Here is a 25,883-nt window from a genome sequence, read left to right on the forward strand (position 1 = left end):
ATACCTGCCATATCATTGATTACACATCCAACAGTAAGCGTGTCGGATCTTCCAGCAATTCTTTAATTGTGACGAGGAATCCTACGGATTCACGGCCATCAATCAGACGATGGTCATAAGAAAGAGCCAGATACATCATCGGCAGAATTTCTACTTTGCCATCGACCGCCATCGGACGATCCTGGATTTTATGCATCCCAAGAATCGCAGCCTGAGGCGGATTGATGATTGGTGTTGACATTAAAGACCCAAAGACACCACCGTTGGTCACCGTAAAGTTACCGCCCGTCAGTTCTTCGACGGTTAACTTACCGTCCCGGCCTTTTTCTGCCAGCGCTTTAATTCCCTTCTCGATCTCGGCAACACTCAACATATCGCAGTCTTTCAGGACTGGCGTCACCAGACCACGCGGTGTTGATACAGCAATACTGATATCAAAGAAGTTATGGTAGACAATATCACTACCATCAATAGACGCATTCACTTCAGGATAACGTTTCAGCGCTTCTGTGACGGCTTTGATGTAGAACGACATAAAGCCGAGACGGATATCATGTCTCTTCTCAAACAGGTCTTTGTACTGTTTGCGCAGATCCATGATTGGTTTCATGTTGACTTCATTGAAAGTCGTCAACATGGCAGTACTGTTTTTCGCTTCCAGCAATCGTTCAGCAACACGCTTACGCAAACGAGTCATCGGAACGCGTTTTTCGCTTCTTGCTGTAGCGGGTACTGCAACCGATTCCTGTTGCTCCGCTGTTGAAGCTTTTGACGCTGACGCCAGATACGCTTCGACATCTTCACGGGTAATTCGACCACCAACACCGGAACCTTTCACCTGAGATACTTCAAGGCCATGCTCTGCCATCAAACGACGCACTGCAGGACTCAACGCATCATTGGTCTCTTCATTCAGGTTTGCTTTATGGCGTTTGTCCGGAGAAGGCTGCGTCGATGTTGTTTTCTCAGACGTTGGCTCACCTGCAACAGCACCGGGCTTAAGGAGCCCCAGCAATTGCTTTGATAGTACCGTGGCACCTTCCTCTTCAGAAATCGACTCAAGCACACCCGCTTCTGGCGCAGGCACTTCTAAGACGACTTTGTCTGTTTCGATTTCAACGAGGACTTCATCACGCTCAACCGCATCACCCGCTTTTTTATGCCAAGTTGCTACGGTTGCATCTGCTACCGATTCAGGTAAATCCGGAACCAGAATTTCAACTGTCATACTTATTTTTCCTTTTATTTCTAGTTCTTAATCTAGTTTCAACGCATCATCAACGAGCGCTTTCTGCTGTTTCAAATGAACCGACATATAACCGACCGCCGGAGAAGCCGAAGCAGGACGCCCTGCATATTTCAGTTCAGCACCAGCAGGAATTGCGGCTCGGAAATTATGTTGGCTGCTATACCATGCGCCCTGATTTTGTGGCTCTTCCTGACACCAAACGTAATCCACAACATTGGTATAAGGGGCAATTGCAGCCCGAACATCTTCCAGCGGAAATGGATACAATTGCTCGATACGAACAATCGCAACATCCCCTTGCTCATTATTACGTCGCTGGGCCAGCAAATCGTAATAGACCTTACCAGAGCAGAAGACAACGCGTTTCACCTGAGCAGCATCGAGTTCATCAACTTCCGGAATCGCGGGCTGGAAAGTCCCACTCGCTAGATCTTCCATCGAAGAGACGCACAACGGATGCCGTAACAGAGATTTCGGTGACATCACAATTAAAGGGCGACGCATCGGACGAACCACCTGACGTCTGAGCATGTGATAAACCTGAGCCGGTGTCGAAGGCACGATCACCTGCATATTTTGCTCGGCGCAAAGTTGCAGGTAACGTTCGAGGCGAGCAGAAGAGTGCTCCGGTCCCTGTCCTTCATAGCCATGCGGCAATAACATTGTAATACCACATAAGCGGGCCCATTTCTGTTCACCAGAAGAAATGAACTGGTCGATCACAACCTGAGCGCCATTGGCAAAATCACCAAATTGCGCTTCCCAGATCGTTAACCCACCGGGTTCAGCTGTGGCATAACCATATTCAAAAGCCAGTACGGCTTCTTCAGATAACACGGAATCAATGACTTGGAATGGCCCTTGATTACTGTGAAGATTCTTCAGCGGAACATAGGTACTCGCATCATTTTGGTTATGAAGCACAGAGTGGCGGTGGAAGAATGTTCCCCGTCCGGAATCCTGACCGGAGATCCGGATCCGATGACCGTCATCAACCAATGTTGCATAGGCCAAGATCTCTGCCATCCCCCAGTCCAGTAATTTCTCACCGTTAATCATCGCCAGACGATCGGTGTAAATTTTCTCGACCCGGCTTTGCAATTGATGACTTTCCGGATACAAACAAACACGCTTACCAATATCTTTCAGCCGATCCAAGTCAAACTCGTTTTTCCACGCTTCATCCCATTCATGAGACAAATAAGGTGACCAGTCAACCGAATGCATGGCCATGGGGCGCCATTCTTTGACAACAACTTCACCATGGTCCAAAGCATCCCGATACTCGTTGACCGCCTGAGTGACAAATTCAGCATCAACATCCTGACGTTCGATCAGCAAATCACCATATAATTTACGCGGTGTCGGATGCTTTTTAATTTTTTGGTACATCAGCGGCTGAGTCGCATTGGGCTCATCCGCTTCGTTGTGACCATGCCGGCGATAACAAACCAGATCAATCACAACATCCTGACGGAATGTATTGCGATAATCCAACGCAATATGGGTAACAAATGCCACCGCTTCCGGATCGTCGGCATTGACGTGGAAAATCGGAGCCTGAACCATTTTTGCGATATCAGTACAATACATGGTCGAACGTGTATCTCGCGGATTTGAGGTTGTAAATCCGACCTGATTGTTAATCACGATACGTACCGTGCCACCGACCTGATAACCACGAGCCTGAGACATATTGAACGTTTCTGCGACCACGCCCTGGCCAGTCACTGCGGAGTCACCATGAATGGTAATCGGCAGCACTTTTGTACCATCTTTATCGCCCAGTCGATCCTGACGAGCCCGGACTGAGCCCATCACAACAGGGTTCACGATCTCCAGATGTGAAGGGTTAAACGCCAATGCTAAGTGAATATTTCCACCCGGGGTCGCAAAATCGGCAGAGAATCCCTGATGGTATTTCACATCACCCGTTCCCCACGTTTCATCGTGCTTACCCGCAAACTCATCAAACAGATCCTGAGGACGCTTACCTAAGACATTGACCAGCATGTTCAGACGCCCGCGGTGAGCCATCCCAACAACCGCTTCGCGCATCCCCTGAGAGCCTGCACGACGGATCAGTTCTTTCATCATCGGTATGAGTGCATCACCACCTTCCAGAGAGAAGCGTTTTGCACCGGGGAATTTGGCTCCCAGATAACGCTCCAAACCTTCAGCAGCAGTCAACTCTTCCAGGAAAGTAATTTTTTCTTCTTTAGTAAAGGATGGCTGGCCTACAACCGATTCCAGACGCTGCTGAATCCAACGCTTTTGCTCGGTATTGGTCATGTGCATATATTCTGCACCGATAGACCCACAATAGATTTGATTCAGAGATTCATGAATATCCTTAAGCTTCATGGTCTCCTGACCTATCGCAAAAGAACCGACATTGAATGTCTCTTCCATGTCTTCGGGGTTGAGATTATGAAATGAGGGGTCAAGCTCAGCCACTGTCGGCCGCTGCCATAGACCGAGAGGGTCTAACTGAGCTGCTTCATGACCGCGAAAGCGGTACGCATTAATTAACTGTAATACTCTTACTTGTTTTGCATCGACATCGGGGTCACTAACTTGGACATTGTAATGCTTTGTCTCTTGAGCGAGTCGACGGAAGTAATCACGGACACGTGAATGCGGTTGTTCAACCACATTGCTATCATCAGGGCTGGATAGCCCCTCAAAAACACGTCTCCACTCCTCACTTACCAGGTCGGGATCACTTAAATAGAGTTCGTAGATATCTTCTACGTACGTTGCATTGGCGCCAGCCAAGTGTGAAGACTCGAGCCATGCCTTCATCACGCCGTTGTGCATATTTTCCCTTTACCAGTAGTTTTCACGTTTTGCTACGGTCTACGCCGAGCTCTGAAAATGCAGGTCCGAAGACCTGCAAACCATCATCTAAACATCTAAACGGAACGTTTAATCAACATTGATTTAATATGACCAATTGCTTTCGTTGGATTGAGACCTTTCGGACAAACACTGACACAATTCATGATGCCATGGCAACGGAAAACACTAAACGCATCATCAAGATTAGACAAGCGTTCATCTGTTGCTGTATCACGACTGTCAATCAACCAACGATAAGCAGCCAACAGTCCGGCTGGTCCGATGAATTTATCCGGATTCCACCAGAATGAAGGGCAAGAGGTCGTACAACATGCACACATAATACATTCATACAATCCATCCAAATGTTCACGATCTTCAGGAGACTGTAAATTTTCTCTGGATGGCGGTAAATTCCCATCAGAAATCAGATAGGGCTTCACTTTTGCGTAATTGTCGTAGAACTGTGTCATGTCAACGATCAAATCCCGAATTACCGGCAACCCCGGTAATGGTCGAATAACAATTTTATCGCCTGATAATGCTGATAACGGTGTAATACAGGCTAGGCCATTTTTGCCATTCATGTTCAAACCGTCAGAACCACAGACGCCTTCCCGACATGAACGACGGAATGCAATCGAAGGATCCTGCTCTTTCAGCTGAATCAATGCATCCAGTACCATCATATCCGAACCTTCAGGAACGTCCAGCGTATAGTCCTTCATGTAAGGCTTTTTATCCACATCCGGATTATAACGATACAGAGAGAAGTTAAGTTTCATCATATGGTCCTCCCCTTAGTATGTACGAATCTTTGGTGGAAATGCATCACGATGAACCGGTGCCATATTGACATCACGCTTACTCATCTGTTCAGTTTCCGGGTTATAAATCGAGTGGTATAACCAATTCTCATCATCCCGGTCAGGATAATCAAAACGAGCATGAGCACCACGACTTTCGGTCCGATAATTGGCAGCGACGGCTGTTGAATAAGCGGTTTCCATCAAGTTATCTAGTTCTAAGCATTCAACACGCTGAGTATTAAACTCACTGGATTTGTCTGCAAGATGCGCGTCTTTCAAACGTTCACGGATAACTTTGAGTTCTTTCAGGCCATCAGCCATAGCATCCCCTTCGCGAAATACCGAGAAGTTATGCTGCATGCATGCCTGAAGGTCTTTGCGGATTTGTACCGGATCTTCACCACCCTTGCTGTTTTCCCAACGCATGTAGCGAGACAACGACGCTTCAATATCCGATTCTGTCACATCACGCGCTTCAGCCTGAGCCGCCAATGTTTCACCGAGATGAAGCCCGGTCGCCCGACCAAAGACTACCAAATCCAGCAGGGAGTTTCCGCCGAGACGATTCGCACCATGCACGGAGACGGATGCAATCTCACCACAAGCAAATAAGCCCTGAACATCGATATCACGACCAGAAGCATCTTGTTTCACCGCTTGACCGGAGACCTGAGTCGGAACCCCGCCCATCATATAGTGACAAGTTGGAATGACCGGAATCGGTTCTTTGACTGGATCAACATGTGCAAACGTCCGGGAAAGCTCACAGATACCCGGTAGACGAGATTCCAGAACTTCTTTACCCAGATGGTCGAGTTTTAGTTTGATATGAGGTCCCCATGGGCCGTCACATCCACGCCCTTCGCGAATCTCAATCATCATTGAACGGGCAACCACATCGCGACCCGCCAAATCTTTTGCATTTGGTGCATAACGTTCCATAAAACGCTCACCATCTTTATTGAGCAGATAACCACCTTCGCCCCGGCAACCTTCAGTCACCAAAACACCAGCACCGGCAATTCCGGTTGGATGGAACTGCCACATTTCCATGTCTTGCATCGGTACACCAGCGCGTAATGCCATGCCAACACCATCACCGGTATTAATATGAGCATTGGTTGTCGAAGCGTAGATGCGTCCGGCACCACCTGTCGCCAGAATGGTTGCCTTCGACTTGAAGTAACACACTTCACCCGTTTCCATACACAGAGCAGTACATCCCATCACGACACCATCTTGGTTTTTCACCAAGTCCAGTGCATACCATTCTGAGAAGATCGTGGTTTTATGCTTGATATTCTGTTGATACAGGGTATGGAGTAAAGCATGACCGGTTCGGTCTGCTGCGGCTGCAGTTCTTGCTGCTTGCTCACCACCAAACTCTTTTGACTGACCGCCAAAAGGGCGTTGATAGATAGAGCCATTTTCAAAACGAGAAAACGGCAAGCCCATCTTTTCTAATTCAATGACAGACTCAGGGCCGTTTTTACACATGTATTCAATCGCATTTTGGTCACCGATATAATCGGAACCTTTTACAGTGTCGTACATGTGCCATTGCCAATTATCTTGATGAGAATTTCCTAGCGCAACAGTAATACCACCCTGTGCAGATACTGTATGAGAACGGGTAGGAAACACTTTAGACAGCAAAGCACAAGACAAGCCTTGCTCTGAAATTTGTAGTGCAGCTCTCATGCCTGCACCACCAGCGCCGATCACAACGGCATCAAACTCTCGAACTGGAATAGTCACTTAAGCACCCCACAATACAAACAGGCCAGAGAAAAAGTATCCAAATAGCACAGCAATCACGGCAAGCTGTAACAAGCCACGTAACGGTGTGGATTTCACATAATCCGTCAGAACCTGCCACAAACCGATCCAGCCGTGAATCAGAACACTCACGAGGGCAATCATTGTGAAGACTTTTGTAAATGTACCACTCCAGAAGTCGAGCCATAGTTGATAGGTAATATCACCGGAGAAAGCAAAAAAACAAACAAGATAAACGGTATAAAGGGCCATCAGAATCGCGGTCGCACGCACTAGCAAAAAGTCGTGAACCCCATTGCGCCCTACAGATGAAACATGCTTTACCATACCATGACTCCTGCAAGCAGAGATAAAACGACTGTCACAGCAAATGCAATTTTTGCTGTTTGAATGCCGGATTCCAACTCTTCAAAGTAACCAAGGTCCATTATCAAATGGCGAACACCACCGACAATATGGTAAGACAATGCGGTCAATATCCCCCACAGGATAAACTTCACGAAGAAGCCGCCTACAAGTTCAGATGCATATTGAAAACCTTCCGGAGAAGATAACGAAACAGACAACAACCACAACAAAATTCCGATAGCTACAAAAGTGATTACACCTGAAACACGGTGAAGAATAGATGCAATCGCAGTGATCGGAAAGCGGATGGTCTGCAAATCAAGATTTACGGGTCTTAAATTTCTTTCTTTCACAGGCTTGCTCACTCAGCTCCCCATTGAGCATTATTGTTATAAACGAAGAGTCAGCCCTAACTGATAAGTTTTAACAATATTTATACAACTATAAGTAGGAAACGGATAAAAATTGATAAAAAGTTGTTAAACTTTAGTTAAGAAATGTAACATAACTTTCTTACTGGTCACTTCTTATACAGTCCAGACTGACTGGATTCCCAGCCAATATAAGGCTCGCAACATTCTAATACAATTGACGTAACAATTTTTGCTACATAGAACATATTTTTAACTTAATTCGTGTAAAAAACGCAATTGAGTGCACACATCACAGGAGAAGAATTGACTTTAATAAAAACCGGAGTTAAATATTCATTCGCAAACATCCTGGACGGATTAAATAATAAACAAAGGAGATTGTTATGGCAGATAAGAAAGCGACCCTTCATGTTGAAGGCAAAGCGCCAATCGAACTGCCAATTATCAACGGTTCTATGGGGCCTGAGGTAATTGATGTTCGACAACTGGGAGCAAACGGGTACTTTACTTTTGATCCTGGTTTTCTTGCCACTGCATCTTGTGAATCTCAAATCACCTATATTGATGGTAACAAAGGTGTACTTCTGCACCGTGGTTATCCCATCGATCAATTAGCGAATAACGCAGACTATCTGGAAGTCTGTTATATTCTTCTTTATGGTGAAGCCCCAAACAGGAAGCAATACTCAGAGTTTAAAAATACAATTTCGCGCCATACGATGGTTCACGAGCAAATCGCTAGCTTTTTCCATGGTTTCCGACGAGATGCTCACCCAATGGCAGTCATGGTAGGTGTTGTTGGTGCACTTGCTGCGTTCTATCATGATTCTCTAGATATCAACAACGACAGTCACCGGGAGATCGCTGCGTATCGTCTTCTCTCAAAAATGCCGACACTGGCATCCATGTGTTATAAATACTCTGTCGGCCAACCATTCATTTATCCTCGCAACGACTTAGGTTATGCGGAAAACTTCCTTCATATGATGTTCGCAACACCATGTGAGGAATATGAAGTAAATCCAATTGTTGCCCGGGCAATGGATAAAATTTTCACCCTGCACGCTGATCATGAACAAAATGCTTCAACGTCCACAGTTCGTCTGGCCGGTTCATCCGGTGCAAACCCATTTGCATGTATTGCAGCGGGGATTGCATCGTTATGGGGGCCTGCTCATGGTGGCGCAAATGAAGCGTGTCTACGAATGCTGGAAGAAATTGGTAGTGTTGATCGCATTCCTGAGTTCGTTGCTCGGGCAAAAGATAAGGACGACCCATTCCGTCTGATGGGCTTCGGTCACCGTGTTTACAAGAATTACGATCCGCGTGCGACCGTAATGCGAGAGTCCTGTCATGAAGTACTGAAAGAACTGAATATCGACGATCCATTACTGGATGTCGCCATGGAATTGGAAAGAATTGCTTTGTCTGACGACTACTTTGTCGATAAGAAGCTTTACCCGAACGTTGATTTCTATTCGGGTATTATTTTGAAAGCAATCGGTATTCCTATTTCTATGTTTACTGTGATTTTCGCGATGTCGCGGACCATCGGTTGGATTGCTCACTGGAATGAAATGCACAGTGATCCTGAAAGTCGGATTGGTCGCCCTCGTCAGCTCTATACCGGATATAAACTTCGCGATTTTTCACCGCTACACGAACGTGAATAATAAAATCCAGATGTTTGCATAAATCAAAGGGCAGGTTGATAAAACCTGCCCTTTTGAGTCTTAGACCATCAGTTTAGACAGGGTTGTCAATATCAACAAACTCAACCGCTATATTTTGAGTTTGGGATAACCATTCCCCTAACGCTTTGACACCATAACGTTCTGTGGCATGATGACCGGCAGAAAAATAGTGAATCCCCTGCTCTCGGGCACTATGTGTGGTCCTTTCAGAGATTTCACCTGAAATAAAAGCATCCAGCCCTTTAGCTGCAGCCAAATCAATAAAATCTTGTCCGCCGCCGGTACACCACCCCACGGTAGATATCAATTGATCTTCACCTGACGCAATATGGAGCGGTTCGCGTTGTAATACGGTTGCTATTCTATGGCTCAAATCCTTGCCAGCTATCGGCTCCTTAAAAGAACCATACATCGCCACCGACTGCGCATGGCCTTCCAATCCACCAATCACATCAATCCCGAGTAACCGGGCAAGACAAGCGTTATTCCCTAGTTCAGGGTGAATATCCAGCGGCAAATGGTAAGCATACAAATTGATGTCCTGCTGAATTAACCGACGAATCCGTTTTCCTTTCATCCCCCGAATCGGTTCGGGTTCCCGTTTCCAAAAATAACCATGGTGTACCAGAATGGCATCGGCTTGTAGATCAATCGCCTTTTCAATCAATGCCTGAGAGGCCGTCACACCAGTGACAATTTTTTTGATTTCAGCGCGGCCCTCAATTTGTAATCCGTTCGGACTGTAATCCTGAATTAAATCGGGACGCAGTTTCTCGTGGAGTAATGCTTCGAGCTCAAGGTTATTCATGATTCTTCCCGCTGTTGTTGTTCTTTTGATGTTCGTGCTAGGCAGGCTACAATGACACCTAAAATACTTCAAGAGGCATTGATAATGGATTTAACCGCAATTGCCCGATGGATCTGTGAGACGCCCGGATTGTTTCTGGCCGAACCTCCGGTAGCGTCATATTCACCGTTTGCAGAATCCGCGCGCTCTACTATCTCATTGTCAGCACTCCCCAATCAGAATCAGCGGCTTGGGCTGCTCTATCAATCGGTCTGTTCAGCCCTGTTTGCATCCAGCCCGACTTATGCACTCGCCGCAGAAGAAGTGCAGATTATTGATAACGGCAAAACGCTGGGTGCCATCGACTTTATTCTCCATAACCGACAAACATCACAGCAGGAACACTGGGAAGTCGCAATCAAATTCTATCTGCTCCATCAAGGACACTGGTTTGGTCCGAATGCCAAAGATCGCCTTGATATCAAACTTAAACATATGCTCAATCATCAATTACCACTGTCTGCGCACCCCATTGTGATCCAGCAATATCCACAATGGCAGGTGACATCTCGACACCTTCTGATACAGGGGCGGCTGTACACAAACCCATTTACGGATGAACCAATTCCTCAGGATTGTCTGGGTTACGCCCTGAATCCAACGCAAATTCAAGGTCACTGGTGCTATCAGGCTCAGTTGCACCTGATCGGTGAACCACTCTATTTACTGGAAAGACATCAGTGGATGACCGGCCGGACAGCAACCAACCTTCGTTACCAACCAGAGACACTGGAACGAGCTGTTCATTGTCAGTCAGAAAGCGGGGTATTCTGGTTTATTGTGCCGGATAGCTGGCCACAGTAAATGATGCTTATTTGTTCAGAATCTTATGCAATCATAAGAACTGAACTTATACTTTGCTCATTAGGTTCAATCATCTCAGAAATCAGCAACACGAATCAAAGGAGAAGAACATGTTCGACCACCTCAGTACCTACGCTATCGACTATGAGGCAACCAAAGCATTTTATGCAGCGGCCTTTGCTCCTCTCGGCTATGGTCTGCAAATGGAATTTGTCGCTGAATGGAATGAAGAATTTCCCCAACAGCGTATGTGTGCGTTCGGCCCGCAAGATAAACCAGCGTTCTGGATTATCGAGACCAAAGCGTTATTTACCCCACGCCATGTCGCCTTTACAGCAGCGTCACGCCAACTTGTTGATCAATTTTATGCCCAAGCAATGGCGCATGGCGGTCAAGACAATGGCAAGCCGGGACTTCGCCCCATGTACCATGAACACTACTATGGTGCCTTTACACTGGATCCGGACGGAAACAATGTAGAAGCGGTCTGTCATGAACCTGAGTAGTTCGCCTGTTTGTTTGCATTACAGGAAATTGCCATGCGGGAGAAACATCAAGGGCGTACCGAAGTACGCCCTTGTCTATTTGATACCTATCCTGATTAGCAACTAAACCCCTGCATCGGCAAAGACTTGATTCACTATCTCCTGAGCTTCTGATTCGATCTGTTTCAGATGGTCTTCACCTTTGAAACTCTCACAGTAGATCTTATAAATATCTTCAGTTCCCGAAGGACGTGCAGCAAACCAGCCAAATTCCGTGGTCACTTTCAGGCCACCAATGGCGGCACCATTTCCCGGTGCATGGGTCAGCCGTGCCGTAATCGGATCTCCGGCCAGCGTCTGAGCGGAAACCATTTCCGGTGATAGTTTTTTCAGGACATCTTTTTGTTGACCGGATGCAACAGCCTGTAGACGACTATATTTCGACTCGCCGTGTTTTGCAGCCAACGCTTCATAATATTGCTGAGGATTTTTCCCGGTGACTGCGGTTATTTCAGCAGCCAATAAGCAAAGAATAATGCCGTCTTTATCCGTCGCCCATGGAGTTCCGTCAAATCTGAGGAAAGATGCACCGGCACTTTCTTCGCCACCAAAACCAAACTGTCCTGAGAATAGCCCATCGACAAACCATTTAAAGCCAACGGGGACTTCACACAGCGTTCGGCCTAAGTCAGCAACAACCCGGTCAATCAATGCACTGGAAACCAAGGTCTTGCCAACTGCAACATCAGCTTTCCAATCACGGTGGCGATACAAGTAATCAATACAAACAGCCAAAAAGTGATTTGGATTCATCAATCCCTTCGATGTCACAATCCCATGGCGGTCATAATCCGGATCATTACCAAATGCCAGATCATATTGATCTTTCAGCGCCAGTAATCCCGCCATCGCATAGGGCGAAGAGCAATCCATCCGGATCACACCGTCTTTATCGAGCGGCATAAACCGAAACGTCGGATCAATCTCCTCATTGACCAACTCTAAATTCAACTGATACGTTGCTGCAATCTGCCGCCAGTATTCAATACCACTGCCTCCGAGTGGATCGACACCAATTTTCAGGTTGGCCTGTTGGATTGCAGGCATATCAATCACATTGACCAGATCATCGACATATGGCGTCACTAAATCCTGTTCAACATAGCGTTCTGATACCATGGCTTGCTGTAACGGAATCCGTTGAACAGCCATCATTCCATCCGCAATAATTTCATTCGCCCGATTTTCGATCGCTTGCGTAACCTCACCTTCAGCCGGGCCGCCATGTGGTGGATTATATTTAATCCCGCCGTCTTGAGGTGGGTTATGAGATGGCGTAATCACAATCCCATCCGCTTTTTGCTCATGCTCGCGGTTATAAGTCAGAATTGCGTGAGAAACACCCGGGGTTGGTGTATACCCCTGCTCAGCCTGAACAATCACCTGAATATCATTGGCGATTAAAACTTCGACAACACTGGAAAATGCACATTCCGACAATGCATGGGTATCTTTACCAACAAAAACAGGGCCTGAGATACCAGCCTGACGTCTCACTTCAGCAATTGCTTGTGTTATCGCCAGAATATGGTTCTCATTAAACGAAGATTTTCCAGAAGTTCCGCGGTGCCCGGACGTGCCAAACTCAACTTTATGCGCCTTTTCGTCGGCATTGGGCTTAAGACGGTAATAATCAGAGACAAGCACAGGGATATTTTGCAAATCGTCATGTTGTGCTTGCTTTCCAGCTCTCGGGTGAATAGCCATATGACATCCTTGGTTTCAAAATAACAGTTTATCTAAACTCACAGTATTTCAAAGAACGGCGTCTCAAATATAAGAAAAGCCCCATCACGGTGATGAGGCTATAAAATTTCATTTAAATTGAAAGCGTTACTTTGTCGATCAGATCGGATGGGAAATTCATCCGAATCATGAGCTGCTCGATCATCTGCTGTTTACGACTGGTATTATTATTGGTGATCACCCAGAAAGGTGTATTGGGAATCGCTTTCGGCTTGGTTGTTTTACCGCTTGCCAGCAAGGTTTCCTCATTGTCAGCAAAGTAAACCCGTTTTCGGCCCTTCACTTCCATCGCTTCGGAAAAACTAACTGAATCAATATGATAAAGTGTAGAAAGAACCAGCATAAACCGATCAATCACTTTTTTCTGAGCTGCAAATTCATCAGAAATCAACAACTCACGAATAACCTGAACACCCGATAACTGTGGTTCTCTTCCAGCATCTTTACTGACAACGATGCCTTGAGTACCAGCCTGAACTTGTGGGTGTACCGATTCATTCGGTATTGATGGAGCAACGTGAGAAACAGGCAGAGACGGATTTTCCTGACCGTCGACATTCAACAACCGACGCAATATATCCGATGCACTCTCACCGATGTGGCATGTCTGACTCGCAATATAACGGTATAATTCCTCATCAACCTCAATTGTTTTCATTCGCTTTTCACAATCTCTATGTTTAAACTCTTTGGGATTATAGCGAGATCTTTTACGATACACCACGATAAACCGAATACAAACAGAGAAAATGTCTACACAACTTCACTATAAAATTGAAGGGGATGGGTCACCGATTGTCCTGCTACACGGGCTGTTCGGCAGCTTGGATAATCTTGGTTTACTGGCCCGTGACCTAAAAAATGACTATCAAGTCATCCGCCCCGATTTAAGAAATCACGGGCTTTCTTTTCAAGCGGCAGCGCATAATTACGAATTGATGGCTGAGGATGTTGCTCATCTGATCCAGTCACTTCATCTGCCCTCCGTGATATTAATCGGCCATTCAATGGGTGGTAAAGTTGCCATGAAGCTGGCAGCCCTGAATCCTCAGCTCGTCAGTAAATTGGTTATCATCGACATGGCTCCGCTGAAATACCATCAGCGCCATCACGATGATGTGTTTGCCGGATTATTCGCAGTACTGGAAAAACACCCGCCAAACCGAGAAGCTGCGATGCAGCTTCTTGCTCAGCATATCGAACAAGAATCGGTCCGCCAGTTTTTAGGCAAGTCGCTCTACAAAAATGGTGACAAAATGACATGGCGTTTTCAGGTTGAGGCACTCTATAACAATTACGAGCATATTCTTGACTGGCAGCCGATTCAGCCAATCCAAATGCCGACACTCTTTCTGAAAGGCGGAAATTCAGACTATATCGGTTCAGATGCTCAGAATCCGATTCTGGAACAATTCCCTCATGCAAAAGCGCATATCATTGCGAACGCAGGGCATTGGCTCCATGCAGAGAAACCTCAGGACGTCCTGAGAGTTATCCGTAAATTCTTATTCAGTGACAACGGAATCCATCAACAATCTACTTCCTGATGGTGCATTAACTTTAACGGACAACAGTGGTATAGTTCGCGCAATCATCAGATCGAAATGGGCATACTGAGTCACTCAATCCAGTAATGCGATAATGAATCGCACATGATGACAATCATGCAGAGATGAATTTTCAGGGTTCCATCCCATAAGTAGACGACACATATATAGGGTAATGATTTTATGGCAAGTGTAGGTATCTTCTTTGGTAGTGATACAGGTAATACTGAAGCCGTTGCAAAAATGATTCAAAAGCAACTTGGTACAAAATTAGTTCATGTGCAAGATATTGCAAAAAGCAGTAAAGAGGACATAGACAACTTTGACTTATTGCTGTTTGGCATCCCCACTTGGTATTACGGTGAAGCACAGTGCGATTGGGATGATTTTTTCCCAGAGCTTGAGGGCATTGATTTTTCAACAAAACTTGTTGCAATCTTTGGCTGTGGCGATCAAGAAGACTATGCTGAATATTTCTGTGATGCCATGGGAACGGTTCGAGATATCATTGAAAGCAAAGGGGCAACCATCATTGGTCATTGGCCGACGGAAGGCTATGAATTTGAAGCATCCAAAGCACTGGTAGATGACAACCATTTTGTCGGTCTATGTATTGATGAAGATCGTCAGCCGGAACTTACTGAAGACCGCGTGAATCGCTGGGTCAATCAAGTCTACGATGAAATGTGTCTTGCTGAGTTAGAAGACTGATTTTTATTGATAAAAGGCCTGCACTTGCAATGAATGTCTAAATTTTGGACAAGCTTTAACAGTTCAGGTCTTTTTATTTATCGGTGGATCTTATAAAGTACAACTATCACTCGCATCTATATATGGAACAAGCTGCACATCTTGTCACACGCTCAGGAAAGACACAATATCCTTTAAAAGTTAGTGGTTTATTGTTTGCGATGACTAACCTATAATAATTCAAATCAAGAAACGCTGTGACTGATGCAGATCATCAACAGGAAAACATATGTCTGATAACAACCAAGCACTCAAGGATGCGGGCCTGAAGGTCACTCTCCCTCGGTTAAAAATTCTCGAAGTTTTGCAGCAGCCGGAGTGCCAGCATATTAGTGCTGAAGAACTGTATAAGAAATTGATTGATCTTGGCGAAGAGATTGGTCTGGCTACCGTTTATCGAGTTCTAAACCAATTTGACGATGCTGGTATTGTGACCCGCCATCACTTCGAAGGTGGAAAATCTGTATTTGAACTATCAACACAAGAACATCATGATCACCTTGTTTGCCTCGATTGTGGCGAAGTGATTGAATTCTCTGATGAAGTGATTGAAGAACGCCAAAGAGAAATTGCTTCTCAATATAATGTACAACTGACAAACCACAGTCTTTATCTTTACGGTAAATGTCGTGAAGGAAGCTGCAAAGACAACCCCAACGCTCATAAGCGTAAGTTTTAAAAAAAACCACCGATAAATCGGTGGTTTTTTTATCTCATCATCAATTACAAGTAATCCCGAACGAGAATTTCTGCAATCTGAACCGCATTGGTTGCGGCCCCTTTCCGGACATTATCAGCAACGACCCATAGATTAATGCCCTGATGGTGGCTGATATCATTACGGATTCTGCCGACAAAAACATTATCCTGTCCGCCAGCATGACTAACCTGCGTCGGAAATTCTTCCCCGGAGAACACCTCGATATTATCAGACTGGCGCAGTAAATCTGCCACCAGCTCCGCATCAATAGGAGCCCGGGTTTCCACATGTAATGCTTCCGCATGACCGTAAAACACCGGTACCCGAACACAAGTCGGATTGACCTGAATCGTTGGATCATTGAAGATTTTCTGAGTTTCCCACACCATCTTCATTTCTTCACGTGTATAACCATTGTCCATAAAAGCATCAATCTGAGGGATACAGTTGAATGCAATCTGCTGGCTGAACTGTTTTGGCTCCGCAGGCACTCCATTCAGTAGGCTGGCAGTTTGCCCGGCTAACTCATCCACACCCGATTTTCCGGCACCGGAAACCGACTGATAGGTCGAAACATTGATGCGTTCAATACCAACGGCATCATGAATCGGCTTTAACGCAACCAACATCTGTATTGTTGAACAATTTGGATTGGCAATAATGTTCCGGTTACGGAATTCAGCAATGGCTTCAGGATTCACTTCGGGTACAACCAGCGGTACATCATAGTCATAGCGGAACTGAGATGTATTATCGATGACGACGACACCTGCATCCGCAGCGATTGGTGCCCATTTTTCCGACAGTTCTCCCCCCGCAGAAAAGAGAGCAATATGTGCCTGAGACCAGTCAAAATCTTCAACGTTCTGGACATACACTGACTTGCCGTTAAACCGGTAGCTTTTTCCTTCGCTGCGCTCACTCGCAAGCAAAAAGAGTGTTTCTACAGGAAACTGGCGTTCCCGAAGCACTTCAATCATTGTCTCGCCGACAGCACCTGTGGCACCGAAAACAACAACGTTAAATTTTTGACTCATGGTGTTACCTCAATCTGAAAACCTAATTCTGACAGCGGACTCAAATGACAGTCTTGCTGACCAGTTATTTTTATTGCACCGTATTCACGACGATCCCAATAGTTTTTACGCATGGCATCAAAAGCACCCGGTTGATTAATCACTCTTCTAAACAGCGCATCGTCCCGGCGAACGTCATAGACCAAGTGGATCAAATTCACCAACGTCGCTTCATCCCAAGCATGAGACAGACAAACTTCAGTGATAGGTGCAACCGGTAAAAGCTTATTCGGACTCGCCCAAAGATCGTAGCCGAGGAAAGTACAATAGCTGTTAAAAATCATCGTTGTTCCACGAGCCTTGCCTTCCAACCCGTAACCGGCAATATGTGGCGTCGCAAATGCGAGTAATGGCAACAACGCCATGTCAACTTCCGGTTCAAACTCAAATACATCTAAAACCGCGGTGAACCCATCTTGTTGCTGCAAGCGACATTTCAGCGCAGCATTATCAACAATCGGCCCCCGGGCTGCATTAATGAGAATCTGATCGGCCCGCAGATTATTAAGCCGCCGCGTATCCATCAGGTGATGAGTCGGCCAAGCGCCATCTTTGACCAACGGAGTATGTAAAGTAACCACATCCGCTGTTTCCAACAGCGTTTCCAGTTCAGTAAACTGACGCGGGTCACCTTCAGCTTCTTTGGGAGGATCATTGAGTAATACGTTTAACCCAATACCACGCAGACAGTCCGCAAGATAGCTGCCGACCTGCCCGGCTCCGATAATACCGACCGTTTTATCAAAAACAGAAAATCCCTGCTGTTGTGCAAGCACCATCAGAACACTGAATACATATTCAGCAACCCCAACTTTGTTGCACCCCGGTGCAGCGGTAAAGAAAATTCCCCGTTCCCGTAAAAGCTTCTGATCAACATGGTCCATACCCGCTGTCGCGGTACCGACAAATTTAAGCTTATCGGCTTTTTGCAGTAATGCATCATTAACCTTCGTCACGGAACGAATCATTAAAGCATCAACATCCACTAAGTCATCAGCAGTTAAATCACGTCCGGATTTTAGAATCACGTCACCCAATTGGCTGAATAGTTGTTCAGCATAGGGCATATTTTCATCTATGAGGATTTTCATACCTGACATCATCTTTTTCGAAATAAAGAGGGATTGTACAGAAAGTCGGAACACGGTTCGATATAAATGTTCTATACGAAAAAATACTCGGTATCGCATGACACCGAGTATTGTATTGAATGGTTCAATCTGAATACGATTGGACTGACAGAGACTCAATCATTGCACGCATAGCAGTGCAAGAAACCCTGACTCAATTAGCCCTGATATTTACGCATCAGCAAGGTTGCATTGGTCCCGCCGAACCCAAAACTGTTCGACATCACCGTTGTCAGTTCCTGCTCTCTACCCTCAGTGACAATATCTAGCCCATGTGCTGCTTCATCAAGATTCTCGATATTCACACTTGGTGCGACAAAGTTATGATGGAGCATCAGCAGAGAATAAATAGCTTCATGGACCCCAGCCGCACCCAGCGCATGACCTGTCATTGCTTTTGTTGCTGAGATCGCAGGGCTTTTTCCACTGAACACTTCCTGAATCGCATGAAGCTCTTTAACATCACCGGCAGGTGTTGATGTCCCATGCGTGTTAATGTAATCGACTCGATCAACATTCTGCATTGCCATCTTCATACAACGCACAGCACCTTCACCAGAAGGAGCAACCATATCATAACCATCAGAAGTTGCACCGTAACCCACGATTTCACCATAGATGGTCGCACCACGAGCCAACGCATGTTCCAGCTCTTCCACGACAACCATACCGCCACCACCGGAGATAACAAATCCGTCACGATCTGCATCATAAGTACGAGAAGCGCGATCAGGCGTATCATTATACTTGGTTGACAATGCACCCATCGCATCAAACATCATGGTCATCGTCCAGTCAAGTTCTTCACCACCACCGGCAAAAACAATATCTTGCTTACCAAGCTGAATGAGTTCTGCTGCATGACCGATACAGTGAGCAGACGTTGAACATGCGGAACTCATACTATAGTTGACACCGCGAATCTTAAATGGCGTCGCCAAACAGGCAGAAACCGTCGATGACATTGTTCTTGTGACCATATAAGGACCAACTCGCTTGACCCCTTTTTCACGCAACGTATCGATAGCAAGAGATTGGTTCAGTGCTGATGCACCACCAGAACCGGCAACCACACCAGTCCGGTCATTTGAAACCATCTCTGGTGTTAATCCGGCATCGGCAATCGCTTGTTCAAGTGACAGATAAGCATAAGCAGCAGCGTCTCCCATAAACCGCATTTGCTTACGATCGATCAGTGTGGATGGATCAATTTTCAGATCACCCCATACTTGAGAGCGCAGACCTTTCTCTTTGAATTGCTCAGACGCTGTAATACCTGATTTTCCAGCTCTCAGAGATGCCAGAACTTCTTCGACATTGTTACCGATACTGGAAACAATACCCATACCGGTTATTACAACTCGTTTCATATAAGATCCCTATTCTTTAAAAATTCGTATAATTTCGCATAAGATGATAGCCGACAAAGTTTATTGAAGTGGTCAGCTTTCCAAGAAATTCGTACAATTCATTCACCGTTAGTATACCGCCCATAAAAGAAAAACGCAGCTATGACTAAAATAACCAACGCCAAACTTGACTGGAACGAGGCCGGAACCCCCGTATCCGGAGAGTTTGACGACGTCTATTTTTCGAATGTGAATGGATTGGAGGAGACAAGATACGTTTTTCTTCAAAAAAATCAATTACCTGAACGCTGGGATCATTTTAATCGAACAAGATTTGTGATTGGAGAAACAGGATTCGGAACTGGGCTTAATTTTCTCGCTGCCTGGCAAGCATTTGATCAATTTCACCGTCAACATCCGGATGCTTCCCTTCAGTCACTTCATTTCATCAGTTTTGAAAAATATCCGGTAACTCGGGATGACTTAATCAAAGCCCATCAAGCTTGGCCGGAACTGGCAGATTATGCCGCAGAGCTCCAACAACATTACCCGCTGGCAGTACCGGAGTGTCACCGTATCACACTCGCTGATGGTGCCGTCACGCTCGATCTGTGGTTCGGTGATATTCATGACTGTATGCCGTTAGTCCCCGTCCCTCGGGATGGCCTGATTGACGCGTGGTTTCTTGATGGTTTTGCACCGAGCAAAAACCCCGACATGTGGAATCAGCACCTGTTTAATCACATGGCGAAACTCGCAAAAGCGGATGCAACTTGTGCCACATTTACCGCTGCCGGCTTTGTCCGGCGAGGATTGATCGAAGCCGGATTTTCGATGCAAAAAGTCAAAGGCTTCGGCACCAAGCGAGACATGTTGGTCGGCACAATAGCAACACCGACCGGATTCACCAATATGCTGCCGTGGTATGCCCACCAGTCAGTTGCTGATTTATCGGATGTGGCCATTATCGGTGGCGGGATCGCCAGCGCCACATTGGCAAAAACCTTAAGCCGCCGGGGCATTCAGGTCACACTCTATTGCCAAGATGACCAAGCGGCGCAAGGTGCATCAGGCAATCGTCAAGGTGCTATCTATCCGCTGTTGAATAGCCAACACGATCCATTATCTCGTTTTTTTGCCGCAAGTTTTTTATATGCGCGACAATTTGTAGAACAGCAGCGCAGTGACGGTCTCGATTTTGATTACCAATGGTGTGGTGTGACCCAACTGATGTGGAATGAGCAGGCGTGCAAGAAATTGAAGCCCATCGCGACAGGCCGTTTTCCCCAAGAACTGGTGACAGGTCTGGATTCACACCAGACATCAGCAACGCTCGGTTTACCGGTGACAGCGGAAAGTCTCTATTATCCGCTCGGTGGCTGGATTTGTCCCGCGCAGCTCACTGGGCAACTACTGTCATCGTTACAGGCATCCGGCCGACTCCGAGCCCATTTCAACACCAAAATTGATCAACTCCATTGGGATGAACAGACAGCAGTCTGGCAACTCCATAGTGCGGATCAAATCTTTCGTCATCAATGTGTCGTCATTGCCAACGGACACCAGTTTGACCAATTTCCCCAGACTCAGGCACTACCACTGGCACAAGTCAAAGGTCAGGTCAGCCATATCCCGACCACGGATACGCTCAAGCATCTCAATACTGTGCTCTGTTACGATGGTTATATGACTCCCGTCAATCCTGCCAACCAACAGCATTGCATTGGTGCCAGTTATGATCGCCAGAATATTGACACTCACTTTGATCCGGCAGCGCAAACACAAAATCGAGACAAGCTGCAAAGCTGTATCCCCGACCAGTCATGGCCAGACGACGTCGATATATCGCACAATCAGTCAAGACAAGGGATTCGCTGTGTCAGCCGCGATCATCTGCCTTTTGCGGGAAATCTGGGTGATTTGCCAACCATCAAAACACAGTATCATGCATTGGTTACACAAACGGCTCAGTCCGCCCCCCAAATCCATCATTATCCACACCTCTACGGGATGTTAGGGCTCGGCTCCAGAGGGCTAAGCTCTGCGCCACTGCTGGCAGAGTGCCTTGCCTCTATCATGTGTGGTGATCCACTGCCGCTATCGGTTGATTTACTGGAACGCATTCATCCCAGCCGGATGTGGGTCAGAAAACTGCGCAAAGGCAAAGCGGTTGCGGCAACATAATTTTTCCGGTCAAACCACATAAAAAAATCACCCGCGGTCTCCCTTCGGGTGATTGATGTTTGGCCGAGGCCACAAAAATCAGGTCTTGAAACGATTATCCCTGTAACGCTTTAACCGCTTGCTCAATTTCAGCCGCAATGGCTGCGTTAGTGACTTGGCCTTTGTCTATGTCAAAGTTGTCGTAAAAGCTTGGTACGGAAATCGATGCTTTTACATCACCACCAAAGAAACCGGCAGAAGCGGTTGCGGCAGCCAATACTGACTGAGCGCCACCGGGGCCCGGAGAGGTGGCTAAATAAACGGCCGGTTTGCTCTTGAAGATATCCCGATCAATTCGGGTCGCCCAGTCAAACAAATTTTTATACGCTGCCGGGTGGTGGCCATTATGCTCCGCGAAAGAAATAACGAATGCATCAGCCTGTGACAAATCATCCAGAAAAGCCTTTGCACCTTCTGCATGGCCGATCTCTTTTTCTAGATCTTCGCTGAACATCGGCACTGAATAATTGTTGATATCAAGCACTTCAACTTCAGCACCTGCGACCAAATTTGCCGCATAAGTTGCTAATGCTTTATTAATTGAAGTGGAACTTGTACTCGCACCAAACGCAATAATTTTCACCGTTATTACCTCTTCATCATCTTAGGATATGTTCAGAATAAGTCTTCATCGCCATGGCAACAACCGCAAAATTTGTATAGATACATTCAAATAATTAGAACTACCGTCACAGGTATCTATGGCGCCTTCGCGAAGTTCATTTGAGACAGAAGCCTTTGCCATAATTGTTGTACAATCACTCGATCCGCCGGTGCCAACTCAGAACGGGCGTTATCCAGACTTGTTTCGATCCGTGCTTTCAGCTCAGCCAGTTCAGTAATACCTTCATCTTCACATGATGCCGCAGCCAGTGAAATATGCCCACGCAGATAACCACCGGCAAATAGTTCATCATCAGAGGCGTGTACAATGCCATCATCGATCAATGCCAGCATTTTTTCTTCAAATTCAATAATCATTTTATACTCTTCATTGCCACTATAGTGACTGATTGTTTGACAACGCAACCATACAATTATCTCAGTCGGGTCACTATATGACCTGAAAAGAGACAATGTCAGACTGACATTATTTCACAACAAATAATGCCGGAGACAACGGATCAGTCTGATAAAAACTCCGCAATGCTTCGGCAAGAAGACCAACCCGTTCGGGCAACCCCTGACCAAGAATCTGCATCACCTCAGCATGGACTTTTACCATAAATTGCAGTCTATCCGGCTCAAAATCGCCATTCAGATTGTCACAACTTACAGAAAAGGGAAAACCGGCACTGACAGACAGAATCCATTCGTAAGCCTGAGGGCGGATTTCAACCTGCTCAAAAGCTGCCTGAACTTCACGAGTCCGACCATCCGGTTCATACCAATAGCCAAAATCTTCCAACTGGCGTCGCTCAGGACCTGCAACACACCAGTGCGCAATCTCATGCAGTGCAGATGCATAAAAACCATGCGCAAAAATAATCCGGTGATAAGGCACTGAATCATCAGCCGGTAAATAGATGGGTTCATCATCTCCCAGCACCAGACGCGTTTGATAACGCTCAGCAAAGGTTTGGTTAAAAATGTTGATTAAGTCCTGATATCGATGAACCATAATTTACTTGATCTGTTGTGACGACGGCGTGCATTTTCCAGTTTTTCCCACGAGAGGTAAAGTCTCACCATAAAAAATGCCCTCAGAGGAGGGCATTCAAGCAAGGTTTTGCGAACAATACGCAAGATAATAGATAATGAGTGGATCAGATTTTCGGCGTCTCAGTCACCACATGCTGGTTTTGACCGCGATGGCGCAACAGGTGATCCATCAAGACAATCGCCAGCATCGCTTCTGCAATCGGCACCGCACGAATCCCGACACATGGGTCATGACGCCCTTTGGTAATCAATTGCGTTTTCTCACCGGTTTTGGTGATGGTGTCTCCGGGAACCGTAATACTGGAAGTCGGTTTCAGCGCGATATTCGCAACAATATCCTGCCCCGTCGAAATACCGCCCAACATACCACCAGCATGATTACTGCCAAACCCCTCCGGTGATAACGTATCCCGGTGCTGACTCCCTTTCTGTTGGACGACAGCAAACCCGTCACCAATTTCAACACCTTTCACCGCATTGATACTCATTAATGCGTGTGCAATATCCGCATCCAGACGGTCAAACACCGGTTCTCCCAAGCCAACGGGTACTGATGTCGCCACAACTTGAATTTTGGCACCAATAGAGTCGCCCTGCTTTTTCAGGTCTCGAATCAGTGCGTCAAATTGTTCGACTTTATCAATATCCGGGCAGAAAAAAGCGTTATTTTCAATTTCATCCCAATCAACTTTATCGATGGAGATATCGCCCATTTGTGACAGATAGGCCCGAATTTCAATGCCGTACGCCTGACGAAGATATTTCTTGGCAACCGCACCGGCAGCAACTCGCATTGCAGTTTCACGCGCTGAAGAGCGACCACCGCCGCGATAATCCCGAATGCCATACTTTTGGTAGTAAGTATAATCAGCATGTCCAGGGCGGAATTTATCTTGAATCTCTGAATAATCTTTCGACCGCTGATCGGTATTTTCAATCAACAACCCAATCGAGGTGCCGGTCGTTTTACCCTCGAATACCCCGGACAAAATTTTCACTTCATCCGGTTCCCGCCGTTGTGTGGTGTAACGTGATGTTCCCGGACGACGTCTGTCGAGATCGACTTGCAGATCAGCTTCTGTCAGTTCGAGCCCCGGAGGGCATCCGTCAACGATACATCCCAGAGCAAGACCGTGACTTTCTCCAAACGTCGTTACACGGAAATGTTGTCCGATACTATTTCCTGCCATGCACTTTCCTGTTTATTCATGTTGTGGTTAACAATTTTCTGAATCACTATTTTCTTCGCTAAATGGCGATTTTTATTTTCATTCATGGTGGTGTCTGGCGAACCCATCCGGTTCATGAGACCCATATTCACTTAAATGTGGCCTCATAGTCGCTTGATTCTGATTTGTTGTAAAGCCCAGCGCGCTTCTCTCACCGGATAGCTTTAATCCCGCAGATAGCTTTAGTTCCACAGATAGCTTTAATCACGATAGTCAGCAAAATGATCAGCACATTCAACTAACTGTTGGCGGGTCAGCATAAAGACCCCATGACCACCGTTGGAAAATTCCAGCCAAGTGAACGGAATATCCGGATACTGTGCCATCATGTGAACCATCGAATTGCCGACTTCGCAGATCAAAATCCCTTGCTCGGTCAAATAATCCGGTGCATTAGCAAGGATTCGACGGACTAATTCTAATCCATCCACCCCGGCTGCCAAACCGAGTGCCGGTTCATGTTCAAATTCTTGCGGCAACGAATCCATGTCTTCCTGATCAACATAAGGCGGATTAGAGACAATCAACTCATAAGTGGCTTTAGGTAAGTCTCTGAACAAATCAGAACGCATCGGGAAGACTTGCTGTTCCAAGCCATGATCCTGGATATTGATTTCGGCAACAGCCAGAGCATCGGTAGAAATATCAACGGCATCCACTTCCGCCTCGGGGAACATATGCGCACATGCAATGGCAATACAGCCACTCCCCGTACAGAGATCCATGATTTTATTCGGTGTTTCCGTCAGCCAAGGCTGAAACTGGTTTTCAATCAACTCACCAATCGGAGAGCGCGGCACCAGTACCCGCTCATCGACAAAAAACTCCAACCCACAAAACCAAGCCTTATTTGTCAAATAAGCAACTGGCTTGCGTTCTTTAATACGCTGAATCACCCGTTCGACAATACCAGCTCTTTCACTCATCGTCAGACGAGAATTTAATACATGTGAAGGCACATCGATCGGCAGATATAAAGTGGGTAAAATCAACTGAACCGCTTCATCCCAAGCATTATCGGTGCCATGACCGTAAAATAATCCGGCAGCGTTAAAGCGACTGACCGCCCAACGAATCATATCCTGAAGTGTATGAAGCTCAGCGACCGCCTCATCGACAAAAATCTTATCCAAAATTGCCTCCAAAAAGCGCTACAATACTGCTTATCCGTATTTAACAAA

Annotated in this window: 24 protein-coding genes; 7 read left to right on the top strand and 17 right to left on the bottom strand. The window is 46.2% G+C overall.

From position 1 onward, the window contains the following. Positions 1-19: 19 nt before the first annotated feature. From odhB to sdhC, 6 genes are all read right to left on the bottom strand, one after another. Entirely contained in the window at positions 20-1,228 is a 1,209-nt protein-coding gene (odhB, locus tag AC55NX_RS00325; protein WP_496993957.1) for a 2-oxoglutarate dehydrogenase complex dihydrolipoyllysine-residue succinyltransferase, read from the bottom strand. 27 nt (positions 1,229-1,255) lie between these two features. Further along, the gene (gene sucA / locus AC55NX_RS00330; RefSeq protein WP_496993958.1) at positions 1,256-4,069 is read right to left on the bottom strand and encodes a 2-oxoglutarate dehydrogenase E1 component; all 2,814 of its coding nucleotides are present in this window, start codon (positions 4,067-4,069) and stop codon (positions 1,256-1,258) included. A gap of 95 nt (positions 4,070-4,164) precedes the next feature. Further along, positions 4,165-4,875, bottom strand: coding sequence for a succinate dehydrogenase iron-sulfur subunit (locus AC55NX_RS00335; RefSeq protein ID WP_038179902.1), 711 nt, complete (start codon positions 4,873-4,875; stop codon positions 4,165-4,167). Positions 4,876-4,890: 15 nt separating this feature from the next. Then, positions 4,891-6,657 carry a succinate dehydrogenase flavoprotein subunit gene (gene sdhA / locus AC55NX_RS00340; protein ID WP_496993959.1) on the bottom strand — a complete coding sequence of 589 codons (1,767 nt, stop codon included), beginning with the start codon at positions 6,655-6,657 and terminating at the stop codon, positions 4,891-4,893. After that, positions 6,658-7,005: a succinate dehydrogenase, hydrophobic membrane anchor protein gene (gene sdhD / locus AC55NX_RS00345; protein WP_077333835.1), complete on the bottom strand. Its 348-nt coding sequence runs from the start codon at positions 7,003-7,005 to the stop codon at positions 6,658-6,660. It abuts the gene before it with no gap. Continuing rightward, entirely contained in the window at positions 6,999-7,391 is a 393-nt protein-coding gene (gene sdhC, locus AC55NX_RS00350; protein WP_496993960.1) for a succinate dehydrogenase cytochrome b556 subunit, read from the bottom strand. Before sdhC ends, sdhD begins: the two co-directional genes overlap by 7 nt. Positions 7,392-7,783: 392 nt before the next feature. Here sdhC and AC55NX_RS00355 point away from each other — a divergent pair, with 392 nt between their 5' ends. Beyond that, positions 7,784-9,073: a citrate synthase gene (locus AC55NX_RS00355; RefSeq protein WP_496993961.1), complete on the top strand. Its 1,290-nt coding sequence runs from the start codon at positions 7,784-7,786 to the stop codon at positions 9,071-9,073. 73 nt (positions 9,074-9,146) lie between these two features. Here AC55NX_RS00355 and AC55NX_RS00360 read toward each other — a convergent pair whose 3' ends face one another. Continuing rightward, on the bottom strand, positions 9,147-9,902 hold the full coding sequence (locus tag AC55NX_RS00360) for a Nif3-like dinuclear metal center hexameric protein (protein ID WP_496993962.1): 756 nt from the start codon (positions 9,900-9,902) through the stop codon (positions 9,147-9,149). 84 nt (positions 9,903-9,986) lie between these two features. Between AC55NX_RS00360 and AC55NX_RS00365 the strand changes: the two genes are divergently transcribed. Both AC55NX_RS00365 and AC55NX_RS00370 read left to right on the top strand, forming a co-directional pair. Further along, a complete protein-coding gene (locus tag AC55NX_RS00365; RefSeq protein WP_496993963.1) occupies positions 9,987-10,745 on the top strand; it encodes a DUF1853 family protein in 759 nt (252 codons plus the stop codon). 110 nt (positions 10,746-10,855) lie between these two features. Beyond that, a complete protein-coding gene (locus tag AC55NX_RS00370; RefSeq protein WP_496993964.1) occupies positions 10,856-11,251 on the top strand; it encodes a VOC family protein in 396 nt (131 codons plus the stop codon). 102 nt (positions 11,252-11,353) lie between these two features. Here AC55NX_RS00370 and pgm read toward each other — a convergent pair whose 3' ends face one another. Then, positions 11,354-12,997, bottom strand: a complete 1,644-nt coding sequence (gene pgm, locus AC55NX_RS00375; protein WP_496993965.1) for a phosphoglucomutase (alpha-D-glucose-1,6-bisphosphate-dependent) — start codon at positions 12,995-12,997, stop codon at positions 11,354-11,356. Between the two features lie 112 nt (positions 12,998-13,109). Beyond that, positions 13,110-13,694, bottom strand: a complete 585-nt coding sequence (gene seqA / locus AC55NX_RS00380; protein ID WP_496993966.1) for a replication initiation negative regulator SeqA — start codon at positions 13,692-13,694, stop codon at positions 13,110-13,112. A 91-nt stretch (positions 13,695-13,785) separates the two neighbouring features. On the opposite strand from seqA, the gene AC55NX_RS00385 reads away from it, so the two are divergent. From AC55NX_RS00385 to fcrX, 3 genes are all read left to right on the top strand, one after another. Continuing rightward, complete coding sequence (locus tag AC55NX_RS00385; protein ID WP_496993967.1) at positions 13,786-14,583, top strand: alpha/beta fold hydrolase; 798 nt, start codon at positions 13,786-13,788, stop codon at positions 14,581-14,583. A 183-nt stretch (positions 14,584-14,766) separates the two neighbouring features. Continuing rightward, positions 14,767-15,294, top strand: coding sequence for a flavodoxin FldA (gene fldA / locus AC55NX_RS00390; protein ID WP_496993968.1), 528 nt, complete (start codon positions 14,767-14,769; stop codon positions 15,292-15,294). Between the two features lie 268 nt (positions 15,295-15,562). After that, positions 15,563-16,012 (top strand): ferric iron uptake transcriptional regulator FcrX, encoded by a 450-nt coding sequence (gene fcrX, locus AC55NX_RS00395; RefSeq protein ID WP_059121277.1) that lies wholly within the window; start codon positions 15,563-15,565, stop codon positions 16,010-16,012. 44 nt (positions 16,013-16,056) lie between these two features. Here fcrX and AC55NX_RS00400 read toward each other — a convergent pair whose 3' ends face one another. The 3 genes from AC55NX_RS00400 to fabB all read right to left on the bottom strand — a co-directional run bounded on the left by AC55NX_RS00400 (position 16,057) and on the right by fabB (position 19,609). Continuing rightward, a complete protein-coding gene (locus tag AC55NX_RS00400) occupies positions 16,057-17,070 on the bottom strand; it encodes an aspartate-semialdehyde dehydrogenase (protein ID WP_496993969.1) in 1,014 nt (337 codons plus the stop codon). Continuing rightward, positions 17,067-18,200, bottom strand: a complete 1,134-nt coding sequence (locus AC55NX_RS00405; protein ID WP_496993970.1) for a 4-phosphoerythronate dehydrogenase — start codon at positions 18,198-18,200, stop codon at positions 17,067-17,069. The genes AC55NX_RS00400 and AC55NX_RS00405 overlap by 4 nt, the downstream gene beginning before the upstream one ends. 197 nt (positions 18,201-18,397) lie before the next feature. After that, positions 18,398-19,609, bottom strand: coding sequence for a beta-ketoacyl-ACP synthase I (fabB, locus tag AC55NX_RS00410; RefSeq protein ID WP_496993971.1), 1,212 nt, complete (start codon positions 19,607-19,609; stop codon positions 18,398-18,400). A gap of 141 nt (positions 19,610-19,750) precedes the next feature. On the opposite strand from fabB, the gene mnmC reads away from it, so the two are divergent. Continuing rightward, positions 19,751-21,772 (top strand): bifunctional tRNA (5-methylaminomethyl-2-thiouridine)(34)-methyltransferase MnmC2/FAD-dependent 5-carboxymethylaminomethyl-2-thiouridine(34) oxidoreductase MnmC1, encoded by a 2,022-nt coding sequence (gene mnmC, locus AC55NX_RS00415; protein WP_496993972.1) that lies wholly within the window; start codon positions 19,751-19,753, stop codon positions 21,770-21,772. A gap of 94 nt (positions 21,773-21,866) precedes the next feature. Here the strand turns inward: mnmC and AC55NX_RS00420 are convergent, their stop codons facing one another. The 5 genes from AC55NX_RS00420 to prmB form a co-directional block, all read right to left on the bottom strand. After that, complete coding sequence (locus tag AC55NX_RS00420) at positions 21,867-22,394, bottom strand: NADPH-dependent FMN reductase (RefSeq protein ID WP_496993973.1); 528 nt, start codon at positions 22,392-22,394, stop codon at positions 21,867-21,869. 116 nt (positions 22,395-22,510) lie between these two features. After that, positions 22,511-22,792 carry a YfcL family protein gene (locus AC55NX_RS00425; protein WP_059121282.1) on the bottom strand — a complete coding sequence of 94 codons (282 nt, stop codon included), beginning with the start codon at positions 22,790-22,792 and terminating at the stop codon, positions 22,511-22,513. Positions 22,793-22,901: 109 nt separating this feature from the next. Continuing rightward, positions 22,902-23,432 (bottom strand): elongation factor P hydroxylase, encoded by a 531-nt coding sequence (locus tag AC55NX_RS00430; protein WP_496993974.1) that lies wholly within the window; start codon positions 23,430-23,432, stop codon positions 22,902-22,904. A gap of 145 nt (positions 23,433-23,577) precedes the next feature. Continuing rightward, on the bottom strand, positions 23,578-24,663 hold the full coding sequence (aroC, locus tag AC55NX_RS00435) for a chorismate synthase (protein ID WP_496993975.1): 1,086 nt from the start codon (positions 24,661-24,663) through the stop codon (positions 23,578-23,580). 239 nt (positions 24,664-24,902) lie between these two features. After that, a complete protein-coding gene (gene prmB, locus AC55NX_RS00440) occupies positions 24,903-25,835 on the bottom strand; it encodes a 50S ribosomal protein L3 N(5)-glutamine methyltransferase (protein WP_059121285.1) in 933 nt (310 codons plus the stop codon). Between the last annotated feature and the right edge of the window lie 48 nt (positions 25,836-25,883).

The sequence above is a fragment of the Vibrio rubrogenes genome, assembly GCF_059641415.1.

Coding starts and splice junctions, on each gene's coding strand:
- aroC (WP_496993975.1), bottom strand. CDS start 24,663: ATGGCAGGAAATAGTATCGGACAACATTTCCGTGTAACGACGTTTGGA.
- mnmC (WP_496993972.1), top strand. CDS start 19,751: ATGACTAAAATAACCAACGCCAAACTTGACTGGAACGAGGCCGGAACC.
- fcrX (WP_059121277.1), top strand. CDS start 15,563: ATGTCTGATAACAACCAAGCACTCAAGGATGCGGGCCTGAAGGTCACT.
- AC55NX_RS00335 (WP_038179902.1), bottom strand. CDS start 4,875: ATGAAACTTAACTTCTCTCTGTATCGTTATAATCCGGATGTGGATAAA.
- sdhD (WP_077333835.1), bottom strand. CDS start 7,005: ATGGTAAAGCATGTTTCATCTGTAGGGCGCAATGGGGTTCACGACTTT.
- fldA (WP_496993968.1), top strand. CDS start 14,767: ATGGCAAGTGTAGGTATCTTCTTTGGTAGTGATACAGGTAATACTGAA.
- AC55NX_RS00405 (WP_496993970.1), bottom strand. CDS start 18,200: ATGAAAATCCTCATAGATGAAAATATGCCCTATGCTGAACAACTATTC.
- AC55NX_RS00365 (WP_496993963.1), top strand. CDS start 9,987: ATGGATTTAACCGCAATTGCCCGATGGATCTGTGAGACGCCCGGATTG.
- AC55NX_RS00385 (WP_496993967.1), top strand. CDS start 13,786: ATGTCTACACAACTTCACTATAAAATTGAAGGGGATGGGTCACCGATT.
- AC55NX_RS00400 (WP_496993969.1), bottom strand. CDS start 17,070: ATGAGTCAAAAATTTAACGTTGTTGTTTTCGGTGCCACAGGTGCTGTC.
- AC55NX_RS00430 (WP_496993974.1), bottom strand. CDS start 23,432: ATGGTTCATCGATATCAGGACTTAATCAACATTTTTAACCAAACCTTT.
- AC55NX_RS00355 (WP_496993961.1), top strand. CDS start 7,784: ATGGCAGATAAGAAAGCGACCCTTCATGTTGAAGGCAAAGCGCCAATC.
- seqA (WP_496993966.1), bottom strand. CDS start 13,694: ATGAAAACAATTGAGGTTGATGAGGAATTATACCGTTATATTGCGAGT.
- AC55NX_RS00425 (WP_059121282.1), bottom strand. CDS start 22,792: ATGATTATTGAATTTGAAGAAAAAATGCTGGCATTGATCGATGATGGC.
- sucA (WP_496993958.1), bottom strand. CDS start 4,069: ATGCACAACGGCGTGATGAAGGCATGGCTCGAGTCTTCACACTTGGCT.
- pgm (WP_496993965.1), bottom strand. CDS start 12,997: ATGGCTATTCACCCGAGAGCTGGAAAGCAAGCACAACATGACGATTTG.
- fabB (WP_496993971.1), bottom strand. CDS start 19,609: ATGAAACGAGTTGTAATAACCGGTATGGGTATTGTTTCCAGTATCGGT.
- AC55NX_RS00360 (WP_496993962.1), bottom strand. CDS start 9,902: ATGAATAACCTTGAGCTCGAAGCATTACTCCACGAGAAACTGCGTCCC.
- AC55NX_RS00370 (WP_496993964.1), top strand. CDS start 10,856: ATGTTCGACCACCTCAGTACCTACGCTATCGACTATGAGGCAACCAAA.
- odhB (WP_496993957.1), bottom strand. CDS start 1,228: ATGACAGTTGAAATTCTGGTTCCGGATTTACCTGAATCGGTAGCAGAT.